This window comes from Sphingomonas phyllosphaerae FA2 (genome assembly GCF_000427645.1).
Lineage (GTDB): Bacteria > Pseudomonadota > Alphaproteobacteria > Sphingomonadales > Sphingomonadaceae > Sphingomonas > Sphingomonas phyllosphaerae.
Map to the genome: position 1 here is coordinate 2,085,903 of NZ_KE386571.1, position 12,809 is coordinate 2,098,711.

General features: G+C 67.2%; 18 protein-coding genes and 1 tRNA gene. 4 read left to right on the forward strand and 15 right to left on the reverse strand.

What is annotated here, in order from left to right:
* Nucleotides 1-96: 96 nt before the first annotated feature.
* The 3 genes from SPHPH_RS0110045 to hslV form a co-directional block, all read right to left on the reverse strand.
* Nucleotides 97-1,206: a helix-turn-helix transcriptional regulator gene (locus SPHPH_RS0110045; protein WP_028966581.1), complete on the reverse strand. Its 1,110-nt coding sequence runs from the start codon at nt 1,204-1,206 to the stop codon at nt 97-99.
* Between the two features lie 36 nt (nt 1,207-1,242).
* Entirely contained in the window at nt 1,243-2,544 is a 1,302-nt protein-coding gene (gene hslU, locus SPHPH_RS0110050; RefSeq protein WP_028966582.1) for an ATP-dependent protease ATPase subunit HslU, read from the reverse strand.
* 199 nt (nt 2,545-2,743) lie between these two features.
* Nucleotides 2,744-3,286 (reverse strand): ATP-dependent protease subunit HslV, encoded by a 543-nt coding sequence (hslV, locus tag SPHPH_RS0110055; protein WP_081668595.1) that lies wholly within the window; start codon nt 3,284-3,286, stop codon nt 2,744-2,746.
* 140 nt (nt 3,287-3,426) lie between these two features.
* Here hslV and SPHPH_RS21150 point away from each other — a divergent pair, with 140 nt between their 5' ends.
* Entirely contained in the window at nt 3,427-3,615 is a 189-nt protein-coding gene (locus SPHPH_RS21150; RefSeq protein ID WP_156025961.1) for a hypothetical protein, read from the forward strand.
* 85 nt (nt 3,616-3,700) lie between these two features.
* Here SPHPH_RS21150 and SPHPH_RS0110065 read toward each other — a convergent pair whose 3' ends face one another.
* The 5 genes from SPHPH_RS0110065 to folE all read right to left on the reverse strand — a co-directional run bounded on the left by SPHPH_RS0110065 (nt 3,701) and on the right by folE (nt 6,531).
* The gene (locus tag SPHPH_RS0110065) at nt 3,701-4,108 is read right to left on the reverse strand and encodes a 3TM-type holin (RefSeq protein ID WP_028966584.1); all 408 of its coding nucleotides are present in this window, start codon (nt 4,106-4,108) and stop codon (nt 3,701-3,703) included.
* A gap of 2 nt (nt 4,109-4,110) precedes the next feature.
* Nucleotides 4,111-4,662, reverse strand: a complete 552-nt coding sequence (locus SPHPH_RS0110070) for a glycoside hydrolase family 108 protein (RefSeq protein WP_028966585.1) — start codon at nt 4,660-4,662, stop codon at nt 4,111-4,113.
* Between the two features lie 165 nt (nt 4,663-4,827).
* A complete protein-coding gene (locus SPHPH_RS0110075; protein ID WP_028966586.1) occupies nt 4,828-5,178 on the reverse strand; it encodes a dihydroneopterin aldolase in 351 nt (116 codons plus the stop codon).
* Complete coding sequence (locus SPHPH_RS0110080) at nt 5,171-5,899, reverse strand: SDR family oxidoreductase (RefSeq protein WP_037488409.1); 729 nt, start codon at nt 5,897-5,899, stop codon at nt 5,171-5,173. Before SPHPH_RS0110080 ends, SPHPH_RS0110075 begins: the two co-directional genes overlap by 8 nt.
* A 5-nt stretch (nt 5,900-5,904) precedes the next feature.
* Nucleotides 5,905-6,531 carry a GTP cyclohydrolase I FolE gene (gene folE / locus SPHPH_RS0110085; RefSeq protein ID WP_028966588.1) on the reverse strand — a complete coding sequence of 209 codons (627 nt, stop codon included), beginning with the start codon at nt 6,529-6,531 and terminating at the stop codon, nt 5,905-5,907.
* Between the two features lie 102 nt (nt 6,532-6,633).
* Between folE and SPHPH_RS0110090 the strand changes: the two genes are divergently transcribed.
* Complete coding sequence (locus tag SPHPH_RS0110090; RefSeq protein WP_028966589.1) at nt 6,634-6,840, forward strand: hypervirulence associated TUDOR domain-containing protein; 207 nt, start codon at nt 6,634-6,636, stop codon at nt 6,838-6,840.
* A gap of 45 nt (nt 6,841-6,885) precedes the next feature.
* Nucleotides 6,886-7,146 (forward strand): SWIB/MDM2 domain-containing protein, encoded by a 261-nt coding sequence (locus SPHPH_RS0110095; protein ID WP_028966590.1) that lies wholly within the window; start codon nt 6,886-6,888, stop codon nt 7,144-7,146.
* Nucleotides 7,147-7,330: 184 nt separating this feature from the next.
* On the opposite strand, the gene pncB is transcribed toward SPHPH_RS0110095, so the two are convergent.
* Together pncB and SPHPH_RS0110105 are read right to left on the reverse strand one after the other, a co-directional pair.
* Nucleotides 7,331-8,635, reverse strand: coding sequence for a nicotinate phosphoribosyltransferase (gene pncB / locus SPHPH_RS0110100; protein ID WP_028966591.1), 1,305 nt, complete (start codon nt 8,633-8,635; stop codon nt 7,331-7,333).
* 16 nt (nt 8,636-8,651) lie between these two features.
* Complete coding sequence (locus SPHPH_RS0110105; RefSeq protein ID WP_156025965.1) at nt 8,652-9,365, reverse strand: NUDIX hydrolase; 714 nt, start codon at nt 9,363-9,365, stop codon at nt 8,652-8,654.
* A 59-nt stretch (nt 9,366-9,424) separates the two neighbouring features.
* On the opposite strand from SPHPH_RS0110105, the gene SPHPH_RS0110110 reads away from it, so the two are divergent.
* Nucleotides 9,425-10,021, forward strand: a complete 597-nt coding sequence (locus SPHPH_RS0110110) for a cysteine hydrolase family protein (RefSeq protein WP_028966593.1) — start codon at nt 9,425-9,427, stop codon at nt 10,019-10,021.
* Here the strand turns inward: SPHPH_RS0110110 and SPHPH_RS0110115 are convergent.
* The 5 genes from SPHPH_RS0110115 to SPHPH_RS0110135 all read right to left on the reverse strand — a co-directional run bounded on the left by SPHPH_RS0110115 (nt 10,002) and on the right by SPHPH_RS0110135 (nt 12,777).
* Complete coding sequence (locus SPHPH_RS0110115; RefSeq protein ID WP_028966594.1) at nt 10,002-11,285, reverse strand: Hsp70 family protein; 1,284 nt, start codon at nt 11,283-11,285, stop codon at nt 10,002-10,004. The two genes, SPHPH_RS0110110 and SPHPH_RS0110115, sit on opposite strands and share 20 nt — an antisense overlap.
* 20 nt (nt 11,286-11,305) lie before the next feature.
* Nucleotides 11,306-11,382: transfer RNA gene (locus SPHPH_RS0110120), tRNA-Arg, on the reverse strand.
* Between the two features lie 51 nt (nt 11,383-11,433).
* Nucleotides 11,434-11,781, reverse strand: a complete 348-nt coding sequence (locus SPHPH_RS0110125; RefSeq protein ID WP_028966595.1) for an ArsC family reductase — start codon at nt 11,779-11,781, stop codon at nt 11,434-11,436.
* 36 nt (nt 11,782-11,817) lie between these two features.
* Entirely contained in the window at nt 11,818-12,135 is a 318-nt protein-coding gene (locus SPHPH_RS0110130) for an ExbD/TolR family protein (protein ID WP_028966596.1), read from the reverse strand.
* A 72-nt stretch (nt 12,136-12,207) separates the two neighbouring features.
* Nucleotides 12,208-12,777: an NMCC_0638 family (lipo)protein gene (locus SPHPH_RS0110135; protein ID WP_156025967.1), complete on the reverse strand. Its 570-nt coding sequence runs from the start codon at nt 12,775-12,777 to the stop codon at nt 12,208-12,210.
* Nucleotides 12,778-12,809: the final 32 nt, after the last annotated feature.

A 12,809-nucleotide genomic window follows, 5' to 3' on the forward strand; every position in this document is an offset into this window, starting at 1 on the left:
GTTCCGCAGCGGAACCGTTGCGAGAAGACTGCTATGACAAGTACCGGTAACACGCCTCATCTATTTGGATTAGACAGGACGGTGGCGCGCCCGAACTTACCCAAAACGGGACAGTAAGCGGAGCAACTCCGACTGCCGTGCGGTCTGCGTTTTGGCGAATATTTGCCGTAAATGCACACGGATAGTGTTGATCGTGATGCCGAGCAGCACCGCTGCTTCCTCAAGTGTGCGCCCCGAAAATAATGCCACCGCCAGATCGGCTTCGCGTGCGGTGAGCCCGAACGCGCCGCGCCACAGCGCCACCGGCGGAGTCGGCGCGGCCAGCGGGTCGACCAGCGTCACCAGAATTGCGGCGCGATCGGGAACGAGGGCGCGGCGCTCGCTCGCCAGCGGCCAGCCGCTGACCAGATAGCCGGGACCACCCTCCACCCGTTCGATCCGCACCGCATCCGCGCTGACGCCGTGCGGGGCGGTCGCCCGTTCGATCAGCGCGGCAAGGCGGCGCTGGCTCGCCGCGTCGGCCGCAGCGAGGCGGCCGTCGCGTATCCGCAGCCCGTCGCCCCGGCGCAGCGCCGCCTCGAAGTCGGGCGTGGCGCGCAACACGACGCCGCTTTCGTCGAGCAGCGCGGCCGGCTCGCCCGCCGCATCGAGCCGCGCGTTCCACCATTGCTCTCGCAGCTTCTCGGCATGAAGCACGCCGAAGGTCAGCGCCTGCTCCAGCGTGTTGGTCAGCGAGGCGAGCCGGCGCCATTGCTCGTCGTCGATCTCGCCGCGCGACAGCGCGTTGTGGACCGACAGGCCACCGACCCAGCGACCGTTGCCGATCACCGATGCCGAGGTGACGAAATGGCGCGTCCGGCTGTGCGTCTCCATCCAGCGCAGATAGGCGTCGACGCGGGGATCGTCGCGGTCGAGGACGTCGGTGTCGCGATAGAGGCGGCTCTGCTCCAGCCGCGCCACGACGGGCACCTGCGGGTCGAGCAGGTGCATCCGATCCGCCTCGTACCGTGCCGGTGCGGCGGGGTCGACGTGGTGGATCGTGTTCCACGTCAGCACGCCCTTCGCACGGTCGACCATCGCCAGATACCCCGCCGCGCCGCCAACCCAGTGCGACGCGCGGACCAGCCAGGGCGTCCAGCCTTCCGGTCCGTCGTCCATCGCCGCCAGATAGGCGCCGTGGATCAACGCATCGCGTTCGTCGTTCACACCGCCCCCCAGCGCTTGCAGGGGGGCGGGTGTAAGTTACAGCACGAAGCGACTCAAGTCGGAGTTGCGCGCGACGCTCGACAATTGCGCCTCGACATAAGCGGCGTCGACGGTCACCGCCGCGCCCTGTCGATCCTCGGCATCGAAGCTGACCTCTTCGAGCAGCTTTTCCATGACGGTCTGAAGCCGGCGCGCGCCGATATTCTCGATCTCACCGTTCACCTCCGCCGCAATCCTGGCGATCGCGCGGATGCCGTCGTCGGTGAAGCTGACGTCGACGCCCTCGGTGGCGATCAGTGCCTTGTATTGCGCAGGCAGCGACGCCTTGGTGTCCGACAGGATCGCGACGAAATCGTCCTCGGTCAGCCCCTTCAGCTCGACACGGATCGGCAGCCGGCCCTGAAGCTCGGGCAACAGGTCGCTCGGCTTGGCGACGTGGAACGCGCCGCTGGCGATGAAGAGGATATGGTCGGTCTTCATCGGGCCGTATTTGGTCGAGACGGTCGTGCCCTCGATCAGCGGCAACAGGTCGCGCTGGACGCCCTCGCGGCTGACCGAGCCGCCGCGCACGTCGCTGACCGCGATCTTGTCGATCTCGTCGAGGAAGACGATGCCATTCTCCTCGGCGTCCTGCAGCGCGATGCGGCTGACCTCGTCCTGGTCGAGCCGTTTGTCGGCCTCTTCCTCGACCAGCTTCTCCCATGCCGCGGGGACGAGCAGCTTGCGGCGCTGCTTGGGGCCGCCGCCGAACGCCTTGCCCATCATCTCCGACAGATTGATCATGCCCATCGAGCCCTGCCCGCCGGGCAGCTCGAACGGCATCTGCGGGGTCTGTTGCAGCTCCAGCTCGACTTCCTTGTCGGCGAGATGGCCCTCGGCGAAGCGCTGGCGGAAGCTGTCACGGGTCGCCTGGCTGGCGTCCTTACCGACCAGCGCGTCGAGCAGCCGGTCCATCGCCGCGGCCTCGGCCTTGTCCTTCACCGCGACGCGGCGGCGCTCCTTTTCCAGCCGCACCGCTTCCTCGACGAGATCGCGTGCGATCTGTTCGACGTCGCGACCGACATAGCCGACCTCGGTGAACTTGGTCGCCTCGACCTTCACGAACGGCGCATCGGCCAGCTTTGCCAGACGGCGGCTGATCTCGGTCTTGCCGCAGCCGGTCGGCCCGATCATCAGGATGTTCTTGGGCGTCACCTCGTCGCGCAGGTCGGGCGACAGCTGCTGGCGCCGCCAGCGGTTGCGCAGCGCGACGGCGACCGCGCGCTTGGCGTCCTGCTGCCCGATGATGTGCGCGTCGAGCGCGGCGACGATCGCCTTGGGGGTGAGATTATCGTTCATGGTTTTTCAAAGCCCTGATCGGCGAATGTTGTGAATGTTGAGACGCTGGCGGGGTCAACCGTCGCCCCTGCGGAGGCAGGGGCCTATGGCTGTGGCGTTCTTCGGGCGGGCTGACACAGGGGTGTCGCTTCTGTGTCAGGCCGCTTGCATGACGCTACAGACATGGGCCCCTGCCTGCGCAGGGGCGACGGCTGTCCGGTCACGTCGTGCTGTCCAGCGTTTCGATCGTGACGCGGTCGTTGGTGTAAACGCAGACCTCGGCGGCGATCTTCATCGCCTTGCGGCAGAGGACCTCGGCATCATTCTCGTACTCGACCAAGGCACGCGCCGCGGCGAGCGCGTAATTGCCGCCCGAACCGATCGCGGCGATCCCCGCCTCCGGCTCCAGCACGTCGCCGTTGCCCGTCAGGATCAGCGTCACTTCCTTGTCGGCGACGATCATCATCGCCTCCAGATTGCGCAGGAACTTGTCGGTGCGCCAATCCTTGGCCAGCTCGACCGCGGCGCGCATCAGGTGGTAGCCGTGGCGCTCCAGCTTGGCCTCCAGCCGCTCGAACAACGTGAAGGCGTCGGCGGTCGCGCCCGCGAAGCCGGCGATGACCTTGCCGTCACCCAGCGTGCGGACCTTGCGCGCATTGGGCTTCATCACGGTCTGCCCCATCGAGACCTGACCATCGCCAATGACGACGACCTTACCGCCGCGCCGGACCGAAAGAATGGTGGTGCCATGCCAGACCGGCATGGAATGTGGATCGTTTGCGCTCATAGGCCCGGGATTTGGGGCGCGGAGGTGTCCCAGGCAAGGGCAATGAAAGTTTGCACGCCGGCGATGGAATCGGCGCGCGGAAGCGACCATATGGCGCGCGGAGAGTGAGTGCGTCGATGATTACCGATAAAGATCGTTTGTATTTCCAGACGCGGGCGGAGGCCGAATTGCGGCTGGCGGCGGAGGCGGAAGACCCGGTGGTGTGCCAGGCGCATTATGCGATGGCGACCGAATATCTGGAGCAGGCACACGGCGCGAACATGCGGCTGCCGCCCGATCCGCAGCGGTTGGCGCGGTCGGGGTAATACCGTTATTGCGAGCGTAGCGAAGCAATCCAGGGCCGGACCAGGACGCCCTGGATTGCTTCGCTACGCTCGCAATGACGAAGCGCTATTTCGCCTTTGCCTTTCCCCATTCGCGCGCGACGGTGTAGCCGAGATAGCCGGTCGCAAAGAGCGTGTAGAGCGGCTCGGGCAGGCCCGACAGATAGGCGTTCATCGCCTGCGCGATTGCCGCCGCCGCCTGTGGGCGGACCGCGGCGATCAGCCCCATCGGGATGCTCCACAGCAGCAGCGCGTACATGACGTAGAGGAAGCCCGGCCGGGCGCGGCTGGTCCACGGGTCGGTCGCCTGCGCCTCGGCGAGGATCGCGGCCATCTGCGCCTTGACGCGCTCCAGCTCCTGCGTGCCTTCCATCCGCAACAGTTCGCGCTGCGCGGCCTCACGCGCGCGAGGGTCGGGAATGAGCTTGTCGAGCAGCCCGGCGACCGGCGCGATGATCGAGTCGAGCACCGGCATGGTCAGCGCTCCCCGCCGCCGACGCGGTTCGCGAGCCAGCCGTAGAGGAATGCCTCGTTGGCGGGGCGGTGCTCGGCGAGCGAGAGATAGCGCTCGCCCTGCAACGCCTCGACCGCGCGGATCAGCACCGTCTCGGCGGTTGGGCCGCGGGTGATCAGGAAGCGGGTGAGCACATCGAGTGTCTGGGCGCCGATCCGGCCGTCGCAGGCGAGGTCGGGATAGTCGCGCCCGCCGCGGTTGAGCGCGGTGAGCGCGCGTTGCAGGAAGGTGACGGCGACCGCCGGCCCCATGTTGACGCCGGTGTCGAACAATTCGGCGGCAAGCCGCGGGGCGTGCGCGGCGACGCGGTCGAGGCCGGGCGCGGTCCAGTAGAGGCGGCGGTAGATCGCGACGGCGGCGGGGCGCGCGAAATGCCGCATGTCGCCGGTGTAGCCGTCGGCGCGCGCGACCGCCTCGGTGATGCCGAAGCGGGTCGCGCCGCCGCGATCGGCGGGGTTGTTCACGAACCCGCCCTCGCGGTCGATCACCGCGTCGATGAGGTCGTCGATCATGATGGACGTTCTCCTTGGTTGACGGGAGAACGTATCAGGAACGAAGCGGTGTAGGACAGAGCGCCACCCCGTCATTCCCGCGCAGGCGGGAATCCAGACGCGCAGGCCCATCGAAAGAGTCGAGACGTCAGAGGTTCTGGATTCCCGCCTTCGCGGGAATGACGATAATTACCGCCCGCGCACGATCTCGCAGCCGACGCGGGCATCGGGGAAGACATCCGGCTTCATCGAGCGGACGCGAACCTTACGGACGCGCGGGTCGGCGAGGCAGAAGGCGGCAATGCGCTCGACCAGCGTCTCCTGCAACGCAAAGCCATCGCCCGCCGCCAGCACGTGGATGCCGTCGCGGATCGTGTCGTAATCGAGCACCTCCGCGATCGTGTCGGCATCCGGTGTCCGCGGGTAATCGACCGTCAGCCGCACCGACACCAGCACGCGCTGCGGCGCGGCTTCGTGCGGGTGGATGCCGAGCCGCATCTGCACCGCAAGATCGTCGAGGATGATCGCATAATCAGCCATGATCGGTCCCGAACATCACGTCGCGCGCGCTCTTCACGAAGCGCTGGCCGCAGTCGACGAAAACGTTCTGTCCGGTGACGCTGCGCGCCTCCAGCAGCCACACCACCGCCTCCCCGACTGCCTCTGCGCCGACCGGGTGCTGCAACAGATTGGCGCGCGCGACCGCGTCGAAATCGGCATCGGTCTGGTCGCCGCTCGGCAGCGTCAGTCCGGGTGACACGGCGTTGACGCGGACGCGCGGCGCATAGGCTTGTGCCATCAGCACGGTCGACTGCGCCAGCGCGGCCTTGGTCAGCGTGTAGCTGTAGAAATCGGGATTGGGGTTGGCGAGCTTCTGGTCGAGCAGGTTGACGACCGCGCCCTCCCGCCCCTGCCCCGCCAGCGCGGCGGCGAGCAGCGACGGCGCGACGACGTTGACCGCGTGGAGCCGCGCGGCAAGCGCCGCGTCGGGCGCGGCGGGGGCGTCGAACTCGAACAGCGAGGCGCTGTTGACGAGCCCGTCGACCGGACCGCCCTCACATGCGCGGGCGAAGAGCGTGGGAATGTCGGCGAGATCCGCCAGATCGCCCTGCACCGCCGCTCCGCCCAGCTCGGTCGCGAGCGCCTCGGCTTCCGCCTGCGAGGTGCCGTAGTGGATCACCGGCTCATGCCCGGCTGCCGCCACCGCGCGCGCGATCGCCGCGCCGAGCCGCTTCGCGCCGCCGGTCACCAGCACCCGCATCGCGGTCAGGCCAGCCCCATCAGCGACAGCACTTCCTTGCGGCTGCGGTCGTCGTCGCGGAACACGCCCATCATCCGGCTGGTCACCATATTGACGCCGGAGGTGCGGACGCCGCGCGCGGTCATGCACGCGTGGCTCGCCTCGATCACCACCGCGACACCCAGCGGCTTGAGCCCGTTCCAGATGCAATCGGCGACCTCGGCGGTCAGCCGCTCCTGCACCTGCAACCGCCGCGCATAACCGTGCAGCACGCGCGCCAGCTTCGAGATGCCGACGACATGGTTGCGCGGCAGGTACGCGATATGCGCCTTGCCGATGATCGGCGCCATGTGATGTTCGCAATGCGACTGGAACGGAATGTCCTTTAGAAGCACAATCTCGTCATAGCCGCCGACCTCCTCGAACACGCGCGACAGATGCACGCCCGGATCCTCGCCATAGCCGGCGCAATATTCCTTCCACGCCCGCGCCACGCGCTTCGGCGTGTCGACCAGCCCCTCGCGGGTGGGATCGTCGCCGGCCCAGCGCAGCAACGTCCGCACCGCCTCGGCGACGTGATCGGGCACCGCGATCTTGCCGTCTTCCGCCACCAGATCGCCGTCGTCGGGCGTCGCCTGACCCTTGTCGTTCATCATGTCCTCGTTCGTATCGACGCCGGCTGTAGCACGAATTGATCCAGCGCAACCTGTCATGTCCTCCGTGGGTTGCATCCTCCGCAACGAAGGAGACGGACGATGGCGGACAATCTGAAGAAGGGCGACGAGGTGACCTGGAAGTCGCACGGCGGCACCGCGCATGGCACGGTCGAGAAGAAGCTGACGTCCGAAACCTCGATCAAGGGCCACAAGGTCAAGGCGTCGAAGGACGACCCGCAGTATCTGGTGGAGAGTGACAACGGCGGAAAGGCAGCGCACAAGCCCGCTGCGCTGAAAAAGGCGTGATTCTGTGCGCGGCCCGGGCGGGCCGGCGCAAAGGGAAGGATTACAATGACTACCACCCCCAAGACCGGCGGCATTCACGCTCCCGTTCAGCCCTCGGCTGAGCTGGGCGCGGTCGTCGGCAACGAGAAGCTGCCGCGCAGCCAGGTCATCAGCAAGGTGTGGGACTATATCAAGTCGAACAACCTGCAGAACCCGGAGAACAAGCGCGAGATCCTGGCCGACGACAAGCTGAAGAAGGTATTCGGCAAGGACAAGTGCACGATGTTCGAGATGAACAAGTATATCTCGCAGCACGTCAAGGCTTGAAGCTTTTCGACTGACCCGGCGCGCCGCCGCCCAGACCCGGCGGCGCGTTTTTTTCTTTGGCTCGCCAGCAATCGACCGTTCGCGGGTCGTCCAGCCATCATTGCGAGCGTAGCGAAGCAATCCAGGGCCGGATCAGGACGCCCTGGATTGCTTCGCTACGCTCGCAATGACGGTGTGGACGCCTTTACACCGCTACCGGCACTGCCGCGCGCGCCTCGTCACCGAACACACGGAGATAGCGGGCGATTTCCTCCGGTGCGCCCGTCGCCTTGGCGGGATTGTCGGACAGTTTGACCGCCGGGCGCCCATCGGCGCTCACCACCTTGCACACCAGCGAGATCGGCTCCAGCCCGGTCGCGCCATCGGGATCGCAGCCGCGGAAATCGTTGGTGAGGTTGGTGCCCCAGCCGAAGCTCATCCGCACCCGGCCGTGGAAATGGCAATAGGTACGCTCGATCGAGTCGGTGTCCATTCCGTCGGAGAAGATCAGCAATTTCTCGCGCGGGTCGCGGCCATGCGCCTGCCACCAGGCGATGATCCGCTCGCCGGCCTCGATCGGCGGAGCGCTGTCGGGGCGGAAGCCGGTCCAGTCCGCCACCCAGTCGGGCGCGTCGCGCAGGAAGGCGGCGGTGCCGAACGCATCGGGCAGCGCGATCAGGAGGTTGCCGCCATAGGCCTGCCGCCATTCGTCGAGCACCTGATACGGCGCCTGCGCGAGCGCGGCATCGTCGGGCGCGAGCGCGGCGGCGACCATCGGCAGTTCGTGCGCATTGGTCCCGATCGCCTCCAGATCGTGGTCCATCGCGAGCAGCACGTTCGACGTGCCGATGAAGCGCTTCCCCAACCCTTCCTTGAGCGCCTCGACGCACCAGCGCTGCCACAGGAAGCCATGCCGGCGGCGCGTGCCGAAGTCCGACAGCGCGAGGTCGGGCAGTTCCTGCAACCGCTCGACCTTCCCCCACAATTTGGCCTTGGCGCGCGCATAAAGGACGTCGAGCGTGAAACGCCCCTTGCCGCGCAGCGCCGCCCGCGCGCGCAGTTCATTGACGATCGCGAGCGCAGGGATTTCCCACATCGTCGTGCACATCCACGGGCCGTCGAAGTGCAGCTCGAACTGGCCGTCGACGGTGCGCAACTCGTAGTCGGGCAGGCGGAAGTCGGCCAGCCACGCGAGGAAATCGGGCGCGAACATCCGCGCCTCGCCATAGAAGCTGTTGCCGGCCAGCCAGATCAGCTCCTTCTTGGTAAAGCGCAGCCCCCGCGCGTGATCGAGCTGCGCGCGCAACTCGCCCGCGTCGATCACCTCGGCGAGCCGGACGCTGTGCGTGCGATTAATGAGTGCGAAGGTGGCATGGGTGTCGCGATGCCGCCGCCAGATCAGCTGGAGCATCAACAGCTTGTAGAAGTCGGTATCGAGCAGGCTGCGCACGATCGGATCGAGCCGCCAGTTATGATCCCAGGTACGCGTCGCGATATCGGTATAGACCATTGCCATTCTCCGGGATTCAGACGGCTGCGTCGCGGACGCGGAACAGTTCGGCGGGGCGATGCGAGGCATCGGCCTCGCGATCGCCGGTGGCGACCAATTGGCCGCGATCGAGCATCTTGCGGCGGAAGGCGGGCTTGTTGAGCGTCGTGCCCAGCACCGCCTCGTGCACGTCCTGCAACGCGCGCAGCGTGAAGCGCTCGGGCAGGAAGGCGAAGGCGAGATCGGAATAGTCGATCTTGCCGCGCAGTCGCTCACGCGCGACGCTCAGGATCGCGCGGTGATCGAAGGCGAGCGACAGGTCCGTGCCTTCCCCGTTACACGCGCGGAGCGGATCGCCGACCAGCGTTGCCGCGGTGACGCGCCCGGCACGCTCGGCCCGCGCCATTTGCTCCGGACGAAGCAGCGCGAGATAGGCGACGGTGACGATCCGCATCCGCGGATCGCGATCGATTGCGCCGAACGTGTAGAGCTGTTCGAGATGCGCGCGCTCCATCCCTACCTTGTCGCGCAGCACGCGCGCGGCGGCGGCGTCGAGGCTTTCGTCGATCGCGACGAAGCCGCCGGGCAGCGCCCAGCATCCGGCCTGTGGCGACTGGTCACGTCGCAGGAGCAGCGCATGTAATTGTCGCTCGATCGACGCAAGCAGCACCAGGTCGACCGTCACCGACGGACGATCGTACGCCGCGGGGTCGTAGCCATCAATGTCGTCACCGATGCTTATATGCTCCATGCACTTTACTTATGCGCGCGTCGCATCTATGTCAATCATTGCAGGTCTGAGGAAGAATGATGAAGCGGCTGGTGCTGGTGATCGATACGCAGGCGGACTTCATGAACGCCGATGGCGCCTTGGCGGTGAACGAAGCGGAGACGCTGATCGCTCCGCTGACCGACTATCTGCGCGGGTTGCGGGCGGAGGATGTGGCGGGCGTGTTGTTTACGTTCGATACGCACGATGCCGCGCTCTACCCGCTGTCGCCGGAAGCGGCGCTGTTCCCGCCGCACTGCCTGCGCGACACGGGCGGGTGGGCGAACGTGCTCGATCCTGTGGTGGTCGACGCGGCGATTCCGACATGGCGGCTGGAGAAGGGCGTGTTCGACATGTGGAGCGAACCCGGCCTGTTGGTGGAGCGCATCGCGGACGGGACAACGATCGACCGCGAGGCCTTCTTCGCACAGCAACGCGCCGCGGGCGTCGAGACGGTGACGGTGGTCGGCGTGGCGGCGGATTATTGCGTGCGCTGGGCGATTGCCGGGCTGGTCGCGCGCGGCTTCGCGGTCGAGGTGCCGGCGGCGCTGACGCGCGGCATCGAGCGACCGATCGCGCAGGTACTCGACGACGACTTCGCCGACGCGTCGGTGCGGCTTACGCTTCCCACGGCGTGATGTCGGGCTCCGCACCGATCAGCGCGAGGCCGTGCGCGATCGAAGTCAGCTCGCCGCCGGTCGCGATCCGCTCCGCGCCGAAACGGCGGTCGAAGATCGCGCGGATCGCGGGGATCAGCGACGAGCCACCGGTCAGGAACACGCGGTCGATCGCGCCCGCCTCCACCCCGCCGCGCGTCAAGGCGGCGTCGAGCGCCGCCTCGATCCGCACGAGATCGTCGGCGATCCAGCGCTCGAAATCGGCGCGCGTCACGTCGGCGGCGATGCGGATGCCTCCGCCCTCGAACGCGAATTCGGCATGGTCGGCGCTCGACAACGCGCGCTTGAGCCGGCCGACCGCGTCGTAGAGCGGAAAGCCCTGCTCCTCCTCGACCAAGGCGATCATCCGCCCGATCGCCTCGGGATCGAGCGCGTCGCGTTGCAGCTTTCGCAATTCCTCGAGCGTGCGGCGGTTGCGCATCATCGCCAGCCGGGACCAGTCCGCCACGTCGTTGAAGAAGCCGCCGGGGATGTCGAGCACCTTGCCGAACGAGCGATATTGCCCGCCCTTCCCAAGCAGCGGCAGCACCAGTTGCGACACGATCCGTTGGTCGAAGCGGTCGCCGGCGATCCCGACGCCGGTCGAGGCGAGCGGAACGCAGCGACGCTCGGCCCCCGGCGCAGCGACGCGCACCAGCGAGAAGTCGGTCGTCCCGCCGCCGAAATCGGCGACGAGGATCGTCGCGGGCTCGGTCAGCCGCGCCGCGAAACTGTGCGCCGCGCCGAGCGGTTCGTAGACATAATGGACCTCGGCACCGAACTCGCGCAGCATCAGGTCGTAGCGGGTCCTCGCCAGCGCCTCGTCGGGGCGCGCGCCGGCATATTCGACCGGCCGCCCGACGATCACGCGCGCGGGGCGATCGTCGAGCTGTCCGCCGGCATGGCGCACCAGCTTCTGGAGCAGGAGCCGCCCGAGATCCTCGAAACGCATCTGGCGGTTGAAGATCGTCGTCCGCTCGAACAACGGGCTGGCCGCGACGGTCTTGAACGACTGGACGAAACGGCTGTCGAGCGGCGCCTCGAGATATTCGGCGATCGCCCACGGCCCTGCCTCGCTGGCGACGCCATTCCAGCCCTGCTCGTCTTCCCAGAAGCACAGCGCCGAGCGGAACACCGCGCCGGTCGCTTCCTTGCCGGTGAACTCGACGAGCCGCGCGTCATTTTCGTCCGCGAGCGCGACGACGGTGTTGGTGGTGCCGAAATCGAGGCCGAGCGCACGCGCCACGTCTTGCTCCGTCGCAGGTGTGGTGCCCCCGGCGAGATTCGAACTCACGGCCTGCGGTTTAGGAAACCGTCGCTCTATCCTGCTGAGCTACGGGGGCACGGGCGGATTTCCTAGGTTTCCGCGCGCGCCCGGTCAACGGCGAAGCGGGTCAGGCGAACAGCGCGGCGTAGCGTTCCGGCTTGAACCCCACCTCGATACGGTCGCCGTCGACCAGCACCGGGCGCTTGATCGTGGACGGGTGCGCGATCATCAGCGCGCGCGCCTTCGCGGCGTCGATGTCGGCCTTGTCGGTGTCGGGCAGCTTGCGGAAAGTGGTGCCGGCGCGGTTGAGCAGCGGCTCCCAGCCGACCTGCGCGATCCATGCGTCGAGCGCCTGCGCGTCAACGCCGACTTTCTTATAGTCGTGAAACGTATGCGCGACGTCGTGGTCGGTCAGCCACGTCCGCGCCTTCTTGACGGTGTCGCAATTGGGGATCCCGTAGAGGGTGGCAGTCATTCGAAATCCGCTTGGTTGGTTGAGGGGGATAGCCGGTCAGCGACGCGATGACGAGAGCGCGGCGAAGTTGACCTTGCCGAACCCGGCCATCTGCAACGTATAGATCAGGCCGGCGACGCACCGCCACGGCGCGTCGGCCGCCTTCGTGGCAACCTGCGCCTCACGCGTTTTCTGGGCCTTCGCGCGGGCAATCTCCAGCAGTTCGGCGTTGGTGAGGTCACGCCCCTCGAACGTGGTGATGCACGTTCCGTCCGTCTCGCGCAGCGCGACATCGAACCGGGTGCTGGCTGCCGGAGTCGCACAACCGAGGGTCAGGCTGCACAATGACGCGAGCGGGAGCCAAGACGGTGCCATCCTGATGCCTTGATGATAGCGCGATGGCCTGCCACGATAAGCCGTGAAGCGGGAAGCGCGCGTGACGGGCATCTATCGCCGTTGCGGCGTCACGAGCTGACGCACCATGCGAATCTCGGTCGCGAAGCCGGGTTGCTTCGGCGTGCTGCGGATCAGGTAGATCGCTTCGGCCGCGCCGCCTGCGCCCTGCTTCTGGACGCCGCCGACCTGCGAGCGGACGCCGCCGGTTTCGAACGTTTGCGGCGGCAGCGTGACGAAGCCTCCGCCGCTGCGCGCCTGCGCCGCGGTCAGCATTTGCTGCCACTTGCCCTCGTCGATCGCGCCGTCGGTGTTGTTGATGCGGACCGTGCAGGAATGGATCGGCGGCGCCTCGATCGTCACGACGATCTGACTAGCGCCCGCCGGCATGATCCAGCCGCGGCCGGGATCGTCCTTGAGATAGGTGCGGAGCTGCTCGGGCGTCAGCGGCCGCGCGCCGGGGATCCTGGCCATGCCTGCGGCAACCCGTGCATCATCGGGGAAGATGCGGCCGCAGATCATGTCGAACATGCGCATCTGCCCCTCCCCGCGGAATGGTGGCTTGCCGGGGAGCTGTTGCGGCGGCGCGGCCTGTAGTGCGAAGAGCAGCATTGCAGCAATCATCGGTCAGTCTTTCGTGGTCGCGGCGACTTTGG

Bases quoted from the DNA above. Each gene is read 5' to 3' on its own strand.
- hslU (WP_028966582.1), bottom strand. From the start codon at position 2,544: ATGAACGATAATCTCACCCCCAAGGCGATCGTCGCCGCGCTCGACGCG.
- hslV (WP_081668595.1), bottom strand. From the start codon at position 3,286: ATGCCGGTCTGGCATGGCACCACCATTCTTTCGGTCCGGCGCGGCGGT.
- SPHPH_RS21150 (WP_156025961.1), top strand. From the start codon at position 3,427: ATGATTACCGATAAAGATCGTTTGTATTTCCAGACGCGGGCGGAGGCC.
- SPHPH_RS0110065 (WP_028966584.1), bottom strand. From the start codon at position 4,108: ATGCCGGTGCTCGACTCGATCATCGCGCCGGTCGCCGGGCTGCTCGAC.
- SPHPH_RS0110075 (WP_028966586.1), bottom strand. From the start codon at position 5,178: ATGGCTGATTATGCGATCATCCTCGACGATCTTGCGGTGCAGATGCGG.
- SPHPH_RS0110080 (WP_037488409.1), bottom strand. From the start codon at position 5,899: ATGCGGGTGCTGGTGACCGGCGGCGCGAAGCGGCTCGGCGCGGCGATC.
- folE (WP_028966588.1), bottom strand. From the start codon at position 6,531: ATGAACGACAAGGGTCAGGCGACGCCCGACGACGGCGATCTGGTGGCG.
- SPHPH_RS0110090 (WP_028966589.1), top strand. From the start codon at position 6,634: ATGGCGGACAATCTGAAGAAGGGCGACGAGGTGACCTGGAAGTCGCAC.
- SPHPH_RS0110095 (WP_028966590.1), top strand. From the start codon at position 6,886: ATGACTACCACCCCCAAGACCGGCGGCATTCACGCTCCCGTTCAGCCC.
- pncB (WP_028966591.1), bottom strand. From the start codon at position 8,635: ATGGTCTATACCGATATCGCGACGCGTACCTGGGATCATAACTGGCGG.
- SPHPH_RS0110105 (WP_156025965.1), bottom strand. From the start codon at position 9,365: ATGGAGCATATAAGCATCGGTGACGACATTGATGGCTACGACCCCGCG.
- SPHPH_RS0110110 (WP_028966593.1), top strand. From the start codon at position 9,425: ATGAAGCGGCTGGTGCTGGTGATCGATACGCAGGCGGACTTCATGAAC.
- SPHPH_RS0110125 (WP_028966595.1), bottom strand. From the start codon at position 11,781: ATGACTGCCACCCTCTACGGGATCCCCAATTGCGACACCGTCAAGAAG.
- SPHPH_RS0110130 (WP_028966596.1), bottom strand. From the start codon at position 12,135: ATGGCACCGTCTTGGCTCCCGCTCGCGTCATTGTGCAGCCTGACCCTC.
- SPHPH_RS0110135 (WP_156025967.1), bottom strand. From the start codon at position 12,777: ATGATTGCTGCAATGCTGCTCTTCGCACTACAGGCCGCGCCGCCGCAA.